Source organism: Pseudactinotalea terrae, from assembly GCF_009733845.1.
Taxonomy (GTDB): domain Bacteria; phylum Actinomycetota; class Actinomycetes; order Actinomycetales; family Beutenbergiaceae; genus Pseudactinotalea; species Pseudactinotalea terrae.
The window spans coordinates 1,082,971-1,098,970 of sequence record NZ_WNXZ01000001.1 but is presented as its reverse complement, the minus strand read 5'-3'; the positions used below and the strand labels follow the sequence as shown (position 1 = coordinate 1,098,970).

Sequence of the window (16,000 nt, the reverse complement as noted above, 5' to 3'; positions counted from 1 at the left end):
TGACGACGAACGCCCCGCCACCGGGAAGGTGACGGGGCGCTCGAGGTCTGCTCTCAGAACATCGGCACCGGGTGCTGGTACAGGTCACCGGCGATCGGCTCCCGGCGTGCCCACTCCAGCCGCTGCACCCACTGCGTCACGGCCGGGGTCGGGGTGCCCCAGTACCGGTCGGCGCTGTAGGCGTGCCCGCGCTGGTAGGCCTCCCACATCGGCGCCGGCCACAGGCCCGCCTGGTACCGGTCACGCGCCTGCGTCCAGCTGACGGTCATCGCGTCGGCCAGCAGCAGGCAGATGTTCTCCTCGTACCGGGCCGGGTGGTCGAGCTCGCTGGTCCCGCATCGCATGCAGGTCCGCTCGAGAGTCGCGGTGCTCATGCCGCCGGCACCGTCGTGGCCGGAACCATCAGCACCGGTGCGAACACCTGGTCGGTGTCGTCATCGGGGTCCAGCAGCGCCTCGGTGTGCCACTGCACGACCTCGGCGGCGTTGAGCGGGCGGGCGACACCATCACGCTTCCAGGTGCCGATGACGTTCTTGACCCAGGGCCAGCCTTCGCCGTTGTCGGTGACGATGGCGCCCGAGGGGGCGGCCTCGAGGAAGGCTTGTGCCGCGGCGATCGCGTCGAGCTCGGTCTGCGTCAGGCTGCGGGGCGTGTCCATGTGCATGTCCATGGCTGCCAGATGTGCGGCACCGCCCGCGACGGTGGCGCCCGGTGCCGCACATGAGGCAGGGGAGTGGCGCGCACCGGGCGCGCCCCGCACCACCCGTGGAGCAGACCATGCACGCCGAGCCCGGCAAGATCGTCAGCACGTTCCTCGGCTTCGAGGACCACGGCATCTTCACCGCGCAGCTGACCGTCGACTACGGCGGCTCCGGTCAGGGCGTCGGCGGCTACAACCTGGGCGGGGACACCGGCTTCGGTGCCGCGTTCATCAAGGCGGTGCTGCGGGCGGCCGGTGTGGACGCCTGGGAGAAGCTGCCCGGCCGGGTCGTCCGGGTCCTGCTCGAGGACGAGGGGTGGGGGCGCGTTGTTGGCCTGGAGCCGATGCCGTTCGAGTCCGGTGAGCGGGTGATCTTCGCCGACCTCGTCCAGGAGACGGAGCGCACCGCGTCGTGAGTGTGGCGCAGTTCCTGCGCGACTCACGCTGCCTGGTGCGTGGTCACCAGCCCGCCGCCGACGCGACCGGCTGCCCGGCCTGCGGTCGCGGAACGACCGACCGCGGCTGGCTGTGGCGGGTGCATGCCGTGCTGGCCTCGAGCCCGAACCGGCTCGGCACCCGCGAAGCCGTCCGGCTGATGATGTGGTTCGCGGCGTTGTTCGCCGGTCTCAGCGCGTTGTCCGGCAGCTGGGGGCAGATGCTCGTGCCCGGGGCCGGTCTGGCCGCCTATCTGCTCGCGGACACCGTCCGGGTGCTGTGGGCGCCGACGGCGACGTTGGAGCGACAGCTCGGCGACCGCGACCGGCCGTGACGGTCTGAACAGGGTGCATGTTCGTGAGCGCTAGGTAGTTGCCCACGGCCTAGTCGTCGCCCTCGGCCCAGCCGTCTGCTTCGCTGTTGGGCGTGTCGTCTGTGGCGAGGTCCGCAGGAAGGTTGATGACCTTGACCTGGTACTCCTCGAGCTCCACGCAAAGGACACGCTCGTCGTCGCCACCGCTCCCGGTACTGGCCTCGTCGCCGGCACCGAGATCGCTACCGCAACCCGCTCCTGGCTCCTTCGACATGGCATCCATTCCAATCCAGCCGGGCAGCTGGACGCTCGACGCGACCGCTGCAGCGCAGACCAGCAGCGTTCCCGCTAAGCAAGCGCCGATCAGCGGCCATCGGCCTCCTCGCTTCGTCATCGTGATGCCCCCGGGGCGGTCTCGCTTGCGGCTTGCAGGTCGGGCTCATTCTGCCCAACGGCACCGGCACCGTCGTTCAGGTCTACGACGTGCCGCTGACCGTGCTCGCCGACCGGCTCGAGCAGTATCGCTCCCAGACCATCTACCAGGGCAAGCACGCTTGAGCCGGCCGGCGGTCCGGCTGCACGGGTCGGCCAGCCCGCGGGCCGCCACCTGACCAGCTCGATCGGTGGTCTCAGCGAACCTCGCCCGAGGGGCGCAGGTCCTCCAGCAGGGACTGGGCTCGCAGCGGCAGGCTCGACCCGATCGCCTCATCAGGCACGACCTCACCGAGGCCGGCACCCACGATCGGCAGCACCCGGTAGCCGCCAGCAGGGTCCGGCACGTACACCTCGATCGGGGTGCCCGGGTCGTACAGGGCGAGCTCGGCCGCGAGCTGTCCGACGGTCAGTGGTCGCTCATCTCGGCGTCGCGGGGTTCTCGAAGTAGGCCGTGGCGTTGTTGACGATCTCGATGCACGCGAGCCACCACTGCAGGGTGTTGGCCCAGCGGCCGTTGATCTCGGTGTAGAGCCAGATGACCTCGTGACCGCCGTTGGTCACGGGCCCGTCCTTACGCAGCGCCATGACGTTCAGATCGTGCTGGGAGGCGTAGATCGGGTACAGCTGGTCGCGCTCGGGTAGCTCGCTGGTGTCGCAGTTCTCGTAGTACAGGTCGAGCAGCTCCTGGCCCTGGTCCCAGCGCGGTCCTTGGCCGAGGTCGTCGGTGCCGAGCATGTCGCCGGTGAAGACCAGCTGCGGCCACCCGTTGCCGTAGCCGAGCAACTCCCGGTACAGCGGGTCCAGCGGGTATCCGAGCCTTGCTTCGGCGCCGGTGAGCTGGTCGGGGGTGGCAGCCAGGTGCGGGATCGTCAACGGATAGACCTCGGGTGCGACCTGGGAGAGGTTGTGCCGGGCTGAAGCAAGGTGGGCGATCAGCGCGTCCCAGCGGATGGGGTCCATCTGCTCATCCTTCCTTCGGTGGGTGGAATGATCCGTCGTGCAGCAGCGCTCGGAAGATCGTGGGCCTGTACCCGACGGGGTAGTTGCTGGCTGTGCCGCCGAGACTGGAGTTCATGCGCAACGTCTGATCGTGCCACTCGCGTGGGACAGGCCGCCCGGTCCAGGTGGTGTCCGAGGCATGCCCGGCAACGCCCTGGTACGGGGCGCCGGAGCTGTCCGCGGCGAGGCGTTCGGTGTCACGGGCGAACTGAGCGGCTGATCCGAGCTCGCCGGCCGTGCTGAGGCGACCGGTGGGGGAGAGCTCGCCATCGAGGCGGAGGTCGTTCATCGTGTCGGTGTAGCGGATGAGCTGAGCGAGCTCGGCTGGCGGGAAATGCCGGGCGCGCGGGTTGAAGATGACCTCCCCGTCGCCCGGGGTGGGGGTGGCGCGTTCGGCTGCGGTGTGGGGTGGTGGGGCGTCGGGGTCACGCCACATCAGCCCGTTGCCGTCGGTGACGCGGCCCGCCTGGATCGCCTCGGTGGTGGTGTCCGCGAGGTGCGCGAGACGGGAGAGCCGTCCGAGGCCGACGGCGGCACCGAGGGCCGACGGTGCGGCGAAGGAGCCGATGTTCAGGGTGGTGGAGGCGGCGGCGTAGATGCCGTCCTCGCGCCACCGGTGCAGTGCGTCACCACCGGTGGTGTGGGCGACGTAGTCGATGTTCGCGATCCCCGCCAGGAAGGCTGTGCCCTCGTGCTGCCGCTGCCCGGCCCAGCCGGTGGCCCACCCGGGGGCGACCCGCCACGCTGCGTCGTAGAGGCCGGGGCTCAGGCCCCGACCGACGGCCATGCTGAGCGCGATGGCCGCGGACCCGATGGTGGAGATCATCTCCCAGGCGGCCTCGTTGGCGATGCGTTGGGACCGTTCCCCGGTGGTGATGTCGTACCCGAGCACGAGGCGGGAGGCGTTGTCGATGGTGGCGTAGTTGGCGTCGCGGCCAGCGGCGAGGATGTCCTCGATCCAGTACCGGTCTTCGGCGACGGGCGCACCCCAGGGCATCGGCTGGTCGGGGTCGAGCAACCATTCGGCCGCGACCGGTTCCAGCGGGGTCCCGGTGTGCTCGGGGTTGCGGCCGTTGATCGTGTTGACGCAGTCGGCGATCGCGGTGGTGACCTGCTCGTACAGGATCGCGTACTCGGCGCACAGCTCGGCGTTGCGTTCCACGCTGGGGCGGTGCTGGTTCCACGGCACCAGCCGCTGCGGGTCCGGAGCCCCGGGCAGCACGGAGAGCGCGAGGTCGACCAGCGAGGTGTCGGCGGCCATGTCCATGGTGACCCCGAACCCGGAGATGACCTCGACCATGACCCCGCCGACGACCTCGGCCCGGAACGTCTCGGCACGTGCTTGCAGGTCGACCAGCCGCGGGTGAATGCCCTGCAGGGTGGTGGCGATGCCCTCCACCGCTGCGGCGGCGGCGGTGAGGTCCATACTGGCTCCGGTGGCGGCCTCCACCACTGGTGGCATGACCGCTAGCGCTGCCTGCACCTCCGGGGCCGCGTAGGGGCCGGGCAGCCCACGCCAGGTGGCGCCGAGGTCGTTGGCGTGGGCGTCGACGTCCCCGCTGATGCGTCGCAACGTCACGGCGGCCTGCTCGTACCCGGTGGTGTCGGCCAGGTCTTCGGCGCGCACCGGCCACTGGGCGGGGTCGATCAGCCCTGCGGGCGGGTTCACACCGCACCCCGGGGTCGCAGCGTGGCGCTGTCGGTCACGGTTGCGGTGCTGCGGGTGGTGGTGCCCATCTCGTGTTGAGCGTGGGCGTAGTTGGTGGCTGCTGCGGCCACACCCCGGATGCCTGCGCTGGCGTCCTGGCCGGCGGTGGCGACCTGTTGGGCCTGCATCATGAGGAGCTGCTGCACCGCGGCGCGCACCCCTGATCCCACCGGCCCGGTGCGGGCCAGGTCGTCGTCGAGCGCCTCGAGCCGATTACGGGCGAACGCGCTCGTGAGCTCGCCGGCCTCACTGGCTGCGCCGCGCAGGACCCGATCCACACCGCCCGGGTCGATCTGCCAACCACGCATCTGGTTCCCCCCAGCTGTCCCCTTCCGGGACCAACCTACGAAGGCAGCAGGGCCGCGGCAACCCCCCGACCGGATCTGTGGCCATGGGCTATCCCGCGGCACGCCCCCGTGAGGGTGCTGCCACCCACCCTCGTCTGGTGGGCCGGTTCGCGACCGGCGAGTCCCGACACAAGGACTGCACAGGACGCACACCCGCGGGCTCTGGCCACGGGCAACCAGCCGCGCAACACTCGGCCGGGTGAGACGGATCTTGGGTGCGCTGCTCCTGTTCTTGGCGTTCCTGCTGTGGCAGTTCGTGTACGTGCAGGTCGCGAAGGACATGGACATCTACTGCGGCAGCGGCGAGTTCCACTGGGTCGGCCTCAGCTGGGAATGCGTCGCCGAGCCGGGCGTCACGATCGCCACGATGGGCGGGCCCGTCGTCTTCTGCTCGATGTTGGCGCTCTTAGCCCTCCTGCTGATCCTGTGGCCCAGGCGCACCGTGCAGACGTCTCGCGCCGCCGCCCGTCGTCATCCCGCACATCGACACCGAGCGCGGATCCATCCCGGGACGGGACACCTGCTTGCGCCTACGCGGACCACACCCCCGCACGCATCGGCGGGTCCTCGATGAACACAGCGCTCAGGCTGGCGACTGGACCGCAACCGGCGGCCACCCCGTAGTGCCACCAGCACCGACCAGGGTTGCGTGGGTCAGGGGGCTGCGATCAGAATCGGGCGCATGCCCGCCGCCGCCGAGACGCTCACGCTGTGGCACAAGGGGGTGCGGTGGCCGCAGATCGCGGTCCAGGTTGGCCTCCCCGTGGTCGAGGTCGGGAACATCATCACCGGCCACGCGATCCAGGAGGTCCTCCTGCATGGGAGCGAGTACGGGCTCACCTTGATCCAGAACGATCCCGGCGTCTGCCGGATGGTCGGTTGCGGGAAGCCCCGTAGAAACCGGGGACTGTGTACGGCGCACATCAGTCGGCTGCGTCGCGGGTACGGACTCTTCGGAGCCGTGGACCCGACTGTGCGCACCTGCGTGGCGTGCGGGGCGCAGTGGTGCGGTCTGCGAAGTGAGGCGCGGGTCCGGCGCACGTGCGGGGATCCGCTGTGTGTCAGCGCCGCCATCCGGGCCGCCGGGCAGCGGCGACAGCCTTCCCCGGCGGTCACCACGCGCGTCGAACAGGTGGTCAGGCTTCTCGAGGCCGGGATGCTCCACAAGGACATCGCACCCCTGGTCGGGCTGTCGAAAGCCAGAGTGGCGCAGATCGCGGTACGGAACGGGCAACGCCGGTACCGGTCCCGCCCTGGCTGAGCGCTGCTACTGGGTGGGCGGGACCGTGCCTGCTCAGAGGTGCGGCAGGCGCGCCATGGCGGCGTCCAGACGCGTGTCGAGCTCGTCCAGCAGCTCGGAGACCTCCGCCAGCAGCCGTTCCCGGTCCACCCGCCCACCGGCCGGTGGTGGGGTGCGTTCGAACGGCGCCGGCGCGGCCACGCTCATCCGGGCGGCGACGAGCCGGGTCACCGACCGGGGCGTGAGCGGGCGTAGCGAGGGCCACCCGTGCTGGTCCAGCGCCGGCACCAGCACCGGGGCGGACCGCCACGTCATCGGCGGGTCGGTGTGGCAGAGGTGACGCGGCTCGGTGGTGGCGATGAGGTTGCGGGCCGCCAGCCGCGACCCTGACGGCGGCAGCACGGCCAGCACCTGCAGCCACCGGGTCAGCACGCACCGCGGGCAGCACCGCCAGTCCTGGCCGCGCGCCAGCCGCCGGCCCGTCACGCTCCACCCGTCGACGTGGTGCGGACGCAGCGTCAGCAGCTCGCGGCGAGTCAGCCCGACCGCCAGGCAGGTCAGCACGAACGCGTCACGGCGCCCGCGCACCCCGGCGGTCCCCGAACGTGGGCAGCGGGCCACCGACTCGCCCACGTCCAGCCACAGGTCGCCGGCACGGACCGCCGTGGCTCGCGGGTGCGGGCCGGTCAGGCCGAGCCAGCTGCGGACGGCGTGCACCCCGGAGGCGGCCAGGTCGACGTCGGACAGGAACGCCTCCAGGGCGTCCGGTCCGGGGGTGTGCTCGGTGGCGGCCGCCCAGTCCAGGAACAGCCCGACGGCGCCCCGCATCAGAGCCCCAGGCGGGTGACGGCGTTGCCCTGCAGCGGGTCGTGCTCGCGCACGTACCCCTCGACCGAGGCCGGGTCGCGGTGCCCGGTCTGGCGCATGATCTCCAGCACGGACGCACCTGAGCGGGTGGCCTGGGTGACGAACCCGGCGCGCAACGAGTGCGCCCCGAGCCGCTCCGGTGACAGCCCAGCCGCCGCGGCCCGGTCCTTGACGACCCGGTTGATGCCGTGCCCGGTCAACGGCCGCTGCCCGATGCCACCGTGCCGGTTCAGCACCGGGAACACCACCTGGGTAGGCGCCAGGTCGGGCAGCCCGGTCCGGCAGGCATGGGCGTCGGCGCGCGCGGCAGCGATCGCCGCCCGCATCGCCGCCCGCCGGTCCGGGGCGGCCAGCAGCCGCAGCCAGTGCACCATGGCGCACACCGGGCAGGTGGCCGGGGCCGACCCGGTCGGCAGGGCCTTGACCTGCCCGTGGGCGTCCTGGTCGTTCTTGGCGTACCGGACCAGCACGTGCAGCCCGTCGTCGCGGTGCCAGGTCAGGTCGGCCACGGTCAGCGCGGTGAGCTCGCTGCGGCGGAACGCCCCGGCGAACCCGGCCAGCAGCAGCGCCCGGTCCCGGGTGGCGGCCACCGCGCAGGGCCACCGGGCGGGCATCGCGTCCAGCACCGCGACGAGGTCGCCCAGCAGCAGCGGGGCCTTGCGGTCGGTGGGGCGGGCGCGGCGCACGGTGCGGCGGATGCCGGCGAGCACGACGGCCACGGTGGGGTGCTGACCAACGGGGGAGTGCCCGGCCATCCGGTGCACCGCGTTGATGGCCGAGCACCACCGCGAGATGGTCGCCGCCGAGTACACCGGCCGGTCACCGGTGTGCAGGTCGGCGGCCGCGGCGAGGTAGTCGGCCACGACAGCCGGGTCGGCCGGCAGTGCGGTGACGCCACGCTCGGCGGCCCAGGCCTCGAACCGTTGCCAGTCCGACCGGTAGGCCTCCCAGGTACGGTCCGCCAGCGCAGCGGTCGCGAACCGCTCGGCCACACCACCGGCTACCCGGGCGGGCTCGAGCTCGAGCTCACCATCAGCCGGGGCGAGCAGGGCGTTGGTGTCCACGGGGCCTCCTCCCACGCCGTGCCGCACAACGTAGCGCGGGCACCCGACACACGGCTGAGGCACCGGGTGGGGGCCGTTAGGCGCCGCCCCCAGCGGTGAGGAAGGCGACCGCCACGTGGGAGATGACGTTGCCCGTCGCACCCGCCATCGTCGGGTAAACGAGCTGGTTGCGCAGGTTGCGGAACTTCTCCTTCAAGCCGGGGTCCTGGGCTGCCTCCGCCGACAGGTCGGCCCAGCCCACGAACTCCGCCAGGCGGGAGCGCAGCGCCTCCTTGTCGCCGTCGTTGAGCGCCTGCAGGATCTTCTCCAGCAGCATCAGCACGTAGGCGTGGGTGGTGGGGTCCAGGGCGAGGTCGACCAGGTCGCGCTTGATGTCGGCGACGGCCTGCTCGATCTTGTCGAGGGTGGCCTGGCTCGGCCGGAACGCGGCCGCGTGAGCGTCCAGGAGCAGGGCGAGCCCGCGCAGGTCGTCACGGGTCTGCTGCGGCGCGGCCTCCCGCTTCTGGTTCGTTTGCCCTGCTGGGCGGGCGATGATGATGCGGCGCCACGCCGGCAGCTTCGCGGTGTAGATGCTCACGTCCATGCCGGTCTCGCGCAGGCGTTCCAGCCATGTCTCGATGTCGAGCACGCATCGCATCGCCATGGCCAGGACGTCGGTGCCCGATGCCAGTCCGCGTTGCTCGACGAACGCCTTCTCGCGGGCGTCCGCCGTCTGGTTTGGGGGCAAGGCCCACACATCGAAGATGTCGGCGAGGGCGCGGGCCGGGTTCTCCATGAAACACCACGGTAGGGGTGTGATCCGACGCCGACCGGCAGCGCCGCGCCGCCGTACCTCTCCTCGCCTAACTCGGATTAGCGAACGTCAGGATTCGTGGGGGTGACGCGAGCACGAGCGCGACGATCCGATGGATGCGCCAGTGCAGACAGTGCGGTCTCGCGCGTTCGTCGCCGACTCGAGGTGGCGCGACCCTCGTCGTGGGTGTTGCAGATGTGCAACGGCCATTGGGCCGCCCAGCGATCAGCGCTCCTGCGGTTCAATCACGGCCTCGCGCGACGTGGGCACGCGTGATCGTCGCGATCGCCTCAAGCGCCTCCGCGGTCATCGTGATCGGGCAGAACATCACCGGCTGGAACGCGCCACCCAGGATGCGGCCGGCCTCTTCGGGCTGCAGGTCCGTGTCGGGCTGCTCGAGCAAGACCAGGGTGTGCCCCTCGTACTGGGCGAGCCGCACCGTGGTGCCGTCAGTGGTGGTGATGGCGTCGGTCACGCCCGGTAGATGTGCGGCACCCAGACCAGGCAGGCTCAGCCAAGCTCGATGTCCACCGCTCCCGGTGTCGCGGCCAGCACGCTGGTCCGCAGGTGCGCGGTGACCCGCTGCCCGCCGGCGACCCCGAACCCCGCGGCCACGCACCGGTAGACCGCCATGCCGGGTCGATGGATGTCACGCTGCGGCACCGCCAGCTCGATGGAGCCGGTGACCGACCCGTCGCGCTCGAGGTTCGCGGACAGCAGCTTGCCGACCTGCCGGCGACCGAACTCGTAGCTGCCGAGGTCGACGACGGGGTGGTGCTCGACCAGGCCGGGCAGCGCCTCGATCGGTACCGAGCACATGTGGACAGCTTCGGCCGGAGCGGATGCGGAGAGGGTCATAGCTGTCGGATGTGCGGCACCGGGCCCGAACCAGACGCCAGCACCTGCACCGGTGCGGTGCTCAGTCGTCCTCGATCATGGCCACGACGTCCTCGAAGTTCTGCTCGACGACGAACACCCCACCGGTCGAGACCGTCACCACCGTTTCGAAGTCGCGGCCGATGCCGACGGAGACGATGTGGTCGGGGTGCACATAGAGGCTGCGCTCCTCCTCCTCGCTCCGCTGGTTGGTGCGGCGGCTGAGCTGGATCATCTTGGGCACGGGTCGGTCCTCCTGACGGATGGGTTCGCTGCTGTTCTGATGTGCGGCACCGCCCGCACATGTACCCGGGCATGAGCACCTTCGAGGACACCGTTCGCCGCACCCGCGCCGGAGTCAGCGGCGGTGGCCAGTTCGCCACCAAGCCGCGGTCCGAGAGCGGGGTGGCGCTGCCCGCACCGGACCAGCCGCCCGCGTTGACCAGGACGCAGCGGGATGCGTTGCGGGCGCTGTCGCAGCACGGCCGGCAGTGGCCGGCAGGCCGGGGTCGGTACGCCGGCGAGCGTGGTCCGCACGCCCGGTTCAGCGCCCGGGTGCTGGCCTCGCTGGCCGAGGCTGGGGCAGCGTGCCAGGTGATCTCCCGGCCTGGCTGGAGCGTGGTGCCCTTCTACGAGCCGACCATCGTCGCGTCCTACGACGAAGAGTCCGCCATCTGGGTGGTCGCCGCCCCGGACGTCGTGGCCCACGAGGACTACGTCGCCGCGGCGGTGCACGGGCGCCGCCAGGGACAGACCCGATCGGGCACCTACCGGCCGGAGCGGCTGCAGATCGAGCGCGGTGACAGCCTCGAGGGCGTCACCACCTTCGCGGTCACGGTGCAGGGCTGAGCCCGCACATCTACCCGTCATGACCAGCTTCGAGGAGTCCAAGGTCCGCCGCACCCAGGCCGGCGTCAGCAGCGGCGGCCAGTTCGCCACCAAGGCCCGGTCCGAGAGCAGTGTCTCGCTAGCGCCCAGCCCCAAGGCATGGCGGGCCGACACCGTCGAGGAGGCCTTCGCCGAGGCGGACCGGCACGGCACCGGTTCCGGGCAGCGTCCGCGGGTGATGCCCAAGGAGTCGCTGGCGGCGCTGCGCGCCGACATCAAGACCCTGTTCGGGCACAAGTTCTCCGCCCGCATGTCCAGCGGCACCGGGTACGGGTGGGCGCACGTCAGCTACGACGACGGCCCCCGCGAGCGTGCCGTGCAGACCGTGGTCGACGGGTACTGCAACCAGCGGTTCAACGGCATGACCGACGGGTACGACCGTGTCAACACCGGCGCCCCGGTGGAGTACACGCTCTCTGGTGTGCTGGTGCGGCGCAACATCGGCGAGACCGGCCAGACCCACATCGACGCGATCTTCGAAGCGGCCGGCATGGCCGGGTACCAGCGCATCGATCCCCGGACCGGGGACCGGGACACCTACTCCCGCTACGACTGGAGCACGCCGCTGTCGACGGCGGACCTGCACGGGGTGGAGCGGGTGCTGGGTCAGCCGATCCCGCCGCGGTTCCTGGAGCGCGGGCAGCTGAGCGCCGGCGAGCTGGCGGGCATCATCCACCAGTACACCGAGTTCACCAACGACGGGACAGCGGTCACCGACCTCGCCGCGTACTGAGCTCAGGCGGCTCGGGGCCAACGCGATCCACGTGCCGGCCAGCCCGCTGCGGTGTGCATTGGAGTCCACACAGGCCAATGTGCACTGTGGTCCACATCTGGTAAAGTGGACCGCAGTACACACGAAGGGAGTCCGGCATGCGAGTGCGAACGATGGCGGACGTCGGCGCGGTGGTGCGTGACGCGCGTGAGCGCGCTGGCCTCACCCAGGCGGAGCTGGCCCGGCGCTCCGGGGTATCCCGTGAGTGGCTTGTCGCGGTCGAGGCGGGCCGCACGCCGGCCGCGTTGCCGCGCGTGCTTGACGTATTCGAAGAGCTCGGCCTGACCCTCAACGTCTCCGCCGAAGGTGGTTGGCGTGGCTGATCGGCACCTGGACGTCTATATGGACGGCACACCCGCGGGGACGATGAGCATGACCAGCTCGGGTGACCTCAGCTTCGCCTACGACGAGGGCTACCGGCACGACCCCACGACCACGCCCTTATCCCTGTCGATGCTCAAGCTGACCGCCAGGCACAAGAAGCGAGTGGTGCACCCCTTCGTACAGGGGTTGCTGCCCGACAACGAACAGGCGCTGCAGTCGCTGGCCACCAGCTACCAGGTCTCAGCCGCCTCTCCGTTCGCGATCCTGGAGCACATCGGCGCAGACGTCGCCGGAGCACTGCAGTTCCTGCCGCCTGGGCAGCCCAGTACCGACCAGAGCGCGGATCGCAGCGCAACGGAGCCGATCACCGACGACGAGGTTGCCGAGGACCTGGCCAAGGTCATCGACGCCTACCGCACCGGCAGGGCCTTGCGCGGGCGGGAGCGGATGCGGATGAGCTTGGCCGGCGCTCAGCCCAAGATTGCCCTCATCGCGGCACCGGACGGCTCCTGGCGCAGGCCCGGTCCCGGTGCCCCGACCACCCACATCCTCAAGCCCGAGTTCTCCACGCCCCGCACCGTGGCCGACGAGCGCTTCCCTGATCTGGGCACCGTCGAGCTGTTCAGCCTCGCGGTCGCCCGCCACGTGGGGCTACCCACCCCGGACACGCGCATGTGGACCTCCCCCGACGGGCAGGTCCGCGCCCTGGTCATCTCCCGGTACGACCGTCGGATCGAGTCCGACGGTCTCGTGCATCGCACCCATCAGGAGGACCTGTGCCAGGCGCTCTCGGTACCACCGGGCAAGAAGTACCAGAACCGAGACGGCGGACCAGGCGTCGGTGCGCTTGCCCAGCTGCTGCGCTCGCGCCTGACCCGCCACGACCGCACACAAGTCGCGCACGACTTCCTGGCGCTGCTGACGCTGAACATCGCGCTGGTCAACACCGACGCCCATGCCAAGAACTACTCGCTGATGCTCCGCGGGGATAGGGTCGAGCTCGCGCCGGCCTATGACGTGCTGTCCTTCGCCCCGTACGAGACCTTCGACCCGCGCCTTGGCCCGATCGAGTTCCCGATGCGGATCGGTGACACGTACCGGGTCTCAGAGATATTCGCGGGCACCATCGCCTCCGAGGGGGTGCGGCTGGGACTGGACGTCGAGGAGTCTCGCGCCGTCGTCGACCGCGTGATTTCCGCGGTCCCTGAGGCGTTGGCGGCCGCCGGCCAGGACGTCGCCAAGGTGCCCGGCGCTGGCCTGCTCATCGACACCTTGGTCACGAACTTGCGTCGACTGTCCCCGCTGCACCCGGACCCGCCCACCAATGTTGACCTTGGTGGCTGACGGGTAGGTCGTGTCTCCAGTGCAGGCTGCCCTCGGCAGCCTTGTCCCGACGCACAGGACACGGAGGACCGGCGAACGGGTCGGGTCCGGGTGGTGCCTGGCAGGATGCGTCTCGTGGACGACCAGGCGGTGGAGCGGATGGCGCGGCGGCTCAGCGCCAATGCCACCGGTACGCATCCGCGCCTGGATCAGACGGCGCTCGGTGAGATCGCGGCCCTGGCGAAAGCGGAGGCACCCCGCCAGGCCGCCCGTGACGTGCACCGGCGCACCCAGGCACTGATCGGCTACTACGCCCGATCGGTGCTGCTGCTCATCGGGTTGATGGTGGTGCTGTGGTGGGTGACGTCGTCGGTGGGCGCATCCAGGCCGGGCGCGTGGGTACCAGCGGTCGTGCTGTTCGGTGTCCTGACGGTCGGGGTCTCTTGGGGTTTCGTGCGGCGTTGGCGTCGCAGCCCGCAGATCATCCATGAGCAGGTGCTGTACCGGCGGATCAAGCGCGACCTGTCGTGGAAGGTACAGGGCAGAGCCTCCGATCTCGTCGAGGACCGCCGCCCCCATCCGCCACCGCAACCTCCGGCACCCGAGCCTGAGAAGCCCGCTCGTCGGACACGCTTCCCGCGACGGGCAGCTCGCGTGAACCGTCCTGCTGAAGGCGCGGCCCGCACACGTCCGCAACAGCCACCTGCTGCCGCCCCGACCGCCCCTGACCCGGGGAGGGCCGACGGCGGGCAGGGCGGGAACCTCGAGCGCACACCGTTGCTTGGTCCGTCGTCTCGCTGGTCTAGTCCTGAACCGGATGCCGACCTTGCCAAGCTGCGCCACCGTGCCGATGAGCTCGCCCGACTGTATGGGCCGTTCCTGACGCCGCGGGAGGCGGAGTATCACTGCGCCAAGATCATGAAGCGGCTGGGCGCCCGCCGGGTCCGGGTCACGCAAGCCAGCGGAGATCGCGGCCTGGACATCGAGGCGCTCGGATATGCCGCTGAGGTCAAGCACCAAGGTAAGCCGATCCCTGAACGGGTGGTTCAGCAGATCACCGCCGTCGCTGCTGCCCGCTCGGCGAAGCCGATCTGCTTCTCCTACTCGGGGTTCAGCCGAAACGCAATCGATTGGGCCAACCGCAACAACGTGATCCTGTTCGCGTACAGCACCGAGGGTGAGGTGTGGCCGTGGTCCCGGCCAGCGAAGCGTGCACTGCGTGACGGTTTGGGGCCCAAAAAGCGCCGCCGCCGTGACCGCAGACGGGCGGCACTAACGAATGGCGAGGACTGGTAATACGGGGGTGCTCGCGAGACTGCTTCGCCCCGGGTGCGACGCGGACGCCGCCCCGGGACGGGTGCTGGTACCTGCGAACATGCGCCGACCGCTACCCCGTGGCGGAGAGCTTCGCCGGGCGGGTCAGACCACCGGCCGTCAGCGCGGCGAACTCGGTCATGAACGCGCGCCGGCGCGCCGGTGGCAGCGGCCGGTCGGTGTCGATGACCGGCTCATCGCCGTAGTGCGTCGTCAACGCCTCCCGCAGCATCCGGACCGCCTCGCTGCGATGCTGGGACACCGCCGAGTGCGAGATGCCGAGCTCGGCGGCGATGTCGTTGACGGAACGGTCATGGAAGTAGACCTGCTCGACGACGTACCGCATCCGTTCCGGGAGCAGGCTGACACCTGCCCGCACATGTGCCACCTGCTCGCTCGCCAACACGTGGTCCTGCGGCGTACCACCATGGTCGGCGAGGGTGTCGGTCACGACGTCGTCCAACGGTTGCACGCTGCGGACAGCCGCCGCCAAGGTGGCGTCCAGCGCGGCGGCATCCACACCCAGGGCAGCGGCCAGCTCCTCCCGGTCGGGATGCCGACCCAGGTCGTTCGTCAACGCCTCCTGTGCCGCGGTGGCCTCCCGGATCCGGGACCGCTCGCCCCGGGTGGCCCGGTCCGTGGACCGCATGTCGTCGGCGATCGCCCCGATGATCCGATGCCGGGCGTAGGCACCCAACGGCACACCCAGGTCCGGGTCGAAGGCGTCGATCGCCGCGATCAGCGCCAGCGTCGCGACCGAGGTGAGGTCCTCACGGCTCAGATGGGTCGCCCTGCGCATCGCGTCGGCCACCAGGTAGCCCACCAGCGGCAGGTTCTCCTCCACCAGCGCGTTTCGCTCGGCACGGTTCACGCCGCACCTCCGCCCGGCCCGGTCGGCCTCGTCGGCGCAGTGCACGCCCTGGTGATTGTGGTCGATGACAGGGAAGGTGGTGTGATCACCTCATCCCTATGCGGGCCCGGCCCCGCCAGGTGCCAACCCGGCCCGATCAGCCCCGCACGATGGCCGCGACGCGGGCCAGGTGGAGAGCGGACTGCGGGACGCCACCACCGTTGACCAGGCCGAAGATCAGCGCCTCCTGCGCGACGCTGCCCACCGCGGCCTCCGCGACCGGGAGCAGGAACCGGTTCGCCACGAACCGGCGCATCGGCTCGGTCAACCCGGCGTGGGCCACGTACGGGCCATCCTCGGTCTGCACGGTGCGTGCCACCGCGTCAGGCTCGAACCAGGACGACGGCACCGAAAGGTCACCGAAGAACCAGTCCACGGCCGTGCTGAGCCGCTGCTTGCCGTCGATGACAGCCGTCTCGAACGCTGGGCCCAGGTGGTCGAAGTCGTCGGTGCGCCAACGGGCGTTGGTGATGATCGTCGGGACCGGCAGCCCGAGCAGCCAGGACCGGATCAGGTCGCGCTGCTGGCGCCGCGTCCATACCCGGCCGCGCTGATACGGGGCGTCCAGGGTGATGCGACCCTCCACGACCAGGCGTGCCAGCTCGCGGGCCTGCCGGTAGGTGGCATCCAGGCTCTGACGCACCAGCGGCGCGGAGGTCTGCATCGTCATGTCCACCCGATGTGCGGCACGA

General features: G+C 70.8%; 25 protein-coding genes. 10 read left to right on the top strand and 15 right to left on the bottom strand.

Features of this window, described 5'->3' with window-relative positions:
- Positions 1-53: 53 nt before the first annotated feature.
- Positions 54-374 (bottom strand): hypothetical protein, encoded by a 321-nt coding sequence (locus GPA03_RS05310; RefSeq protein ID WP_156250870.1) that lies wholly within the window; start codon positions 372-374, stop codon positions 54-56.
- Positions 371-658, bottom strand: coding sequence for a hypothetical protein (locus tag GPA03_RS05305; RefSeq protein WP_156250869.1), 288 nt, complete (start codon positions 656-658; stop codon positions 371-373). Before GPA03_RS05305 ends, GPA03_RS05310 begins: the two co-directional genes overlap by 4 nt.
- Positions 659-777: 119 nt before the next feature.
- On the opposite strand from GPA03_RS05305, the gene GPA03_RS05300 reads away from it, so the two are divergent.
- Positions 778-1,116 carry a hypothetical protein gene (locus GPA03_RS05300; RefSeq protein WP_162458263.1) on the top strand — a complete coding sequence of 113 codons (339 nt, stop codon included), beginning with the start codon at positions 778-780 and terminating at the stop codon, positions 1,114-1,116.
- Positions 1,113-1,469: a hypothetical protein gene (locus GPA03_RS05295; protein WP_156250867.1), complete on the top strand. Its 357-nt coding sequence runs from the start codon at positions 1,113-1,115 to the stop codon at positions 1,467-1,469. The genes GPA03_RS05300 and GPA03_RS05295 overlap by 4 nt, the downstream gene beginning before the upstream one ends.
- A 49-nt stretch (positions 1,470-1,518) precedes the next feature.
- Here GPA03_RS05295 and GPA03_RS05290 read toward each other — a convergent pair whose 3' ends face one another.
- Positions 1,519-1,722, bottom strand: coding sequence for a hypothetical protein (locus GPA03_RS05290; RefSeq protein ID WP_156250866.1), 204 nt, complete (start codon positions 1,720-1,722; stop codon positions 1,519-1,521).
- Positions 1,723-1,874: 152 nt separating this feature from the next.
- Between GPA03_RS05290 and GPA03_RS23000 the strand changes: the two genes are divergently transcribed.
- The gene (locus GPA03_RS23000; RefSeq protein WP_277754903.1) at positions 1,875-2,006 is read left to right on the top strand and encodes a hypothetical protein; all 132 of its coding nucleotides are present in this window, start codon (positions 1,875-1,877) and stop codon (positions 2,004-2,006) included.
- 71 nt (positions 2,007-2,077) lie between these two features.
- On the opposite strand, the gene GPA03_RS05285 is transcribed toward GPA03_RS23000, so the two are convergent.
- From GPA03_RS05285 to GPA03_RS05270, 4 genes are all read right to left on the bottom strand, one after another.
- A complete protein-coding gene (locus tag GPA03_RS05285; RefSeq protein ID WP_156250865.1) occupies positions 2,078-2,227 on the bottom strand; it encodes a hypothetical protein in 150 nt (49 codons plus the stop codon).
- A gap of 73 nt (positions 2,228-2,300) precedes the next feature.
- A complete protein-coding gene (locus GPA03_RS05280; protein WP_156250864.1) occupies positions 2,301-2,843 on the bottom strand; it encodes an SMI1/KNR4 family protein in 543 nt (180 codons plus the stop codon).
- A gap of 4 nt (positions 2,844-2,847) precedes the next feature.
- On the bottom strand, positions 2,848-4,551 hold the full coding sequence (locus GPA03_RS05275) for a hypothetical protein (protein ID WP_156250863.1): 1,704 nt from the start codon (positions 4,549-4,551) through the stop codon (positions 2,848-2,850).
- On the bottom strand, positions 4,548-4,898 hold the full coding sequence (locus tag GPA03_RS05270; RefSeq protein WP_156250862.1) for a DUF6507 family protein: 351 nt from the start codon (positions 4,896-4,898) through the stop codon (positions 4,548-4,550). The genes GPA03_RS05275 and GPA03_RS05270 overlap by 4 nt, the downstream gene beginning before the upstream one ends.
- 238 nt (positions 4,899-5,136) lie before the next feature.
- On the opposite strand from GPA03_RS05270, the gene GPA03_RS05265 reads away from it, so the two are divergent.
- Positions 5,137-5,511 (top strand): hypothetical protein, encoded by a 375-nt coding sequence (locus tag GPA03_RS05265; protein ID WP_156250861.1) that lies wholly within the window; start codon positions 5,137-5,139, stop codon positions 5,509-5,511.
- A 108-nt stretch (positions 5,512-5,619) separates the two neighbouring features.
- Entirely contained in the window at positions 5,620-6,198 is a 579-nt protein-coding gene (locus GPA03_RS05260) for a hypothetical protein (protein WP_156250860.1), read from the top strand.
- A gap of 33 nt (positions 6,199-6,231) precedes the next feature.
- On the opposite strand, the gene GPA03_RS05255 is transcribed toward GPA03_RS05260, so the two are convergent.
- The 6 genes from GPA03_RS05255 to GPA03_RS05230 all read right to left on the bottom strand — a co-directional run bounded on the left by GPA03_RS05255 (position 6,232) and on the right by GPA03_RS05230 (position 10,021).
- Positions 6,232-7,005: a hypothetical protein gene (locus GPA03_RS05255; RefSeq protein ID WP_156250859.1), complete on the bottom strand. Its 774-nt coding sequence runs from the start codon at positions 7,003-7,005 to the stop codon at positions 6,232-6,234.
- Positions 7,005-8,108 (bottom strand): site-specific integrase, encoded by a 1,104-nt coding sequence (locus tag GPA03_RS05250; RefSeq protein ID WP_162458262.1) that lies wholly within the window; start codon positions 8,106-8,108, stop codon positions 7,005-7,007. The genes GPA03_RS05255 and GPA03_RS05250 overlap by 1 nt, the downstream gene beginning before the upstream one ends.
- Positions 8,109-8,184: 76 nt before the next feature.
- Positions 8,185-8,883 (bottom strand): hypothetical protein, encoded by a 699-nt coding sequence (locus GPA03_RS05245; protein ID WP_156250857.1) that lies wholly within the window; start codon positions 8,881-8,883, stop codon positions 8,185-8,187.
- A 259-nt stretch (positions 8,884-9,142) separates the two neighbouring features.
- On the bottom strand, positions 9,143-9,376 hold the full coding sequence (locus GPA03_RS05240; protein WP_156250856.1) for a hypothetical protein: 234 nt from the start codon (positions 9,374-9,376) through the stop codon (positions 9,143-9,145).
- 35 nt (positions 9,377-9,411) lie between these two features.
- Positions 9,412-9,720, bottom strand: coding sequence for a hypothetical protein (locus GPA03_RS05235; protein ID WP_156250855.1), 309 nt, complete (start codon positions 9,718-9,720; stop codon positions 9,412-9,414).
- A 100-nt stretch (positions 9,721-9,820) separates the two neighbouring features.
- On the bottom strand, positions 9,821-10,021 hold the full coding sequence (locus GPA03_RS05230) for a hypothetical protein (protein WP_156250854.1): 201 nt from the start codon (positions 10,019-10,021) through the stop codon (positions 9,821-9,823).
- Positions 10,022-10,092: 71 nt separating this feature from the next.
- On the opposite strand from GPA03_RS05230, the gene GPA03_RS05225 reads away from it, so the two are divergent.
- The 5 genes from GPA03_RS05225 to GPA03_RS05205 all read left to right on the top strand — a co-directional run bounded on the left by GPA03_RS05225 (position 10,093) and on the right by GPA03_RS05205 (position 14,380).
- The gene (locus GPA03_RS05225; protein WP_156250853.1) at positions 10,093-10,626 is read left to right on the top strand and encodes a hypothetical protein; all 534 of its coding nucleotides are present in this window, start codon (positions 10,093-10,095) and stop codon (positions 10,624-10,626) included.
- A gap of 19 nt (positions 10,627-10,645) precedes the next feature.
- Positions 10,646-11,398 (top strand): LPD29 domain-containing protein, encoded by a 753-nt coding sequence (locus GPA03_RS05220; RefSeq protein ID WP_156250852.1) that lies wholly within the window; start codon positions 10,646-10,648, stop codon positions 11,396-11,398.
- Between the two features lie 137 nt (positions 11,399-11,535).
- Entirely contained in the window at positions 11,536-11,760 is a 225-nt protein-coding gene (locus GPA03_RS05215; RefSeq protein ID WP_156250851.1) for a helix-turn-helix domain-containing protein, read from the top strand.
- The gene (locus GPA03_RS05210) at positions 11,753-13,105 is read left to right on the top strand and encodes a HipA domain-containing protein (RefSeq protein WP_156250850.1); all 1,353 of its coding nucleotides are present in this window, start codon (positions 11,753-11,755) and stop codon (positions 13,103-13,105) included. Before GPA03_RS05215 ends, GPA03_RS05210 begins: the two co-directional genes overlap by 8 nt.
- Before the next feature lie 114 nt (positions 13,106-13,219).
- On the top strand, positions 13,220-14,380 hold the full coding sequence (locus GPA03_RS05205) for a restriction endonuclease (RefSeq protein WP_162458261.1): 1,161 nt from the start codon (positions 13,220-13,222) through the stop codon (positions 14,378-14,380).
- Between the two features lie 91 nt (positions 14,381-14,471).
- Here the strand turns inward: GPA03_RS05205 and GPA03_RS05200 are convergent, their stop codons facing one another.
- A complete protein-coding gene (locus GPA03_RS05200; protein ID WP_156250848.1) occupies positions 14,472-15,269 on the bottom strand; it encodes a sigma-70 family RNA polymerase sigma factor in 798 nt (265 codons plus the stop codon).
- Positions 15,270-15,405: 136 nt separating this feature from the next.
- Positions 15,406-15,978 (bottom strand): DUF262 domain-containing protein, encoded by a 573-nt coding sequence (locus tag GPA03_RS05195; RefSeq protein WP_156250847.1) that lies wholly within the window; start codon positions 15,976-15,978, stop codon positions 15,406-15,408.
- Positions 15,979-16,000 lie beyond the last annotated feature (22 nt).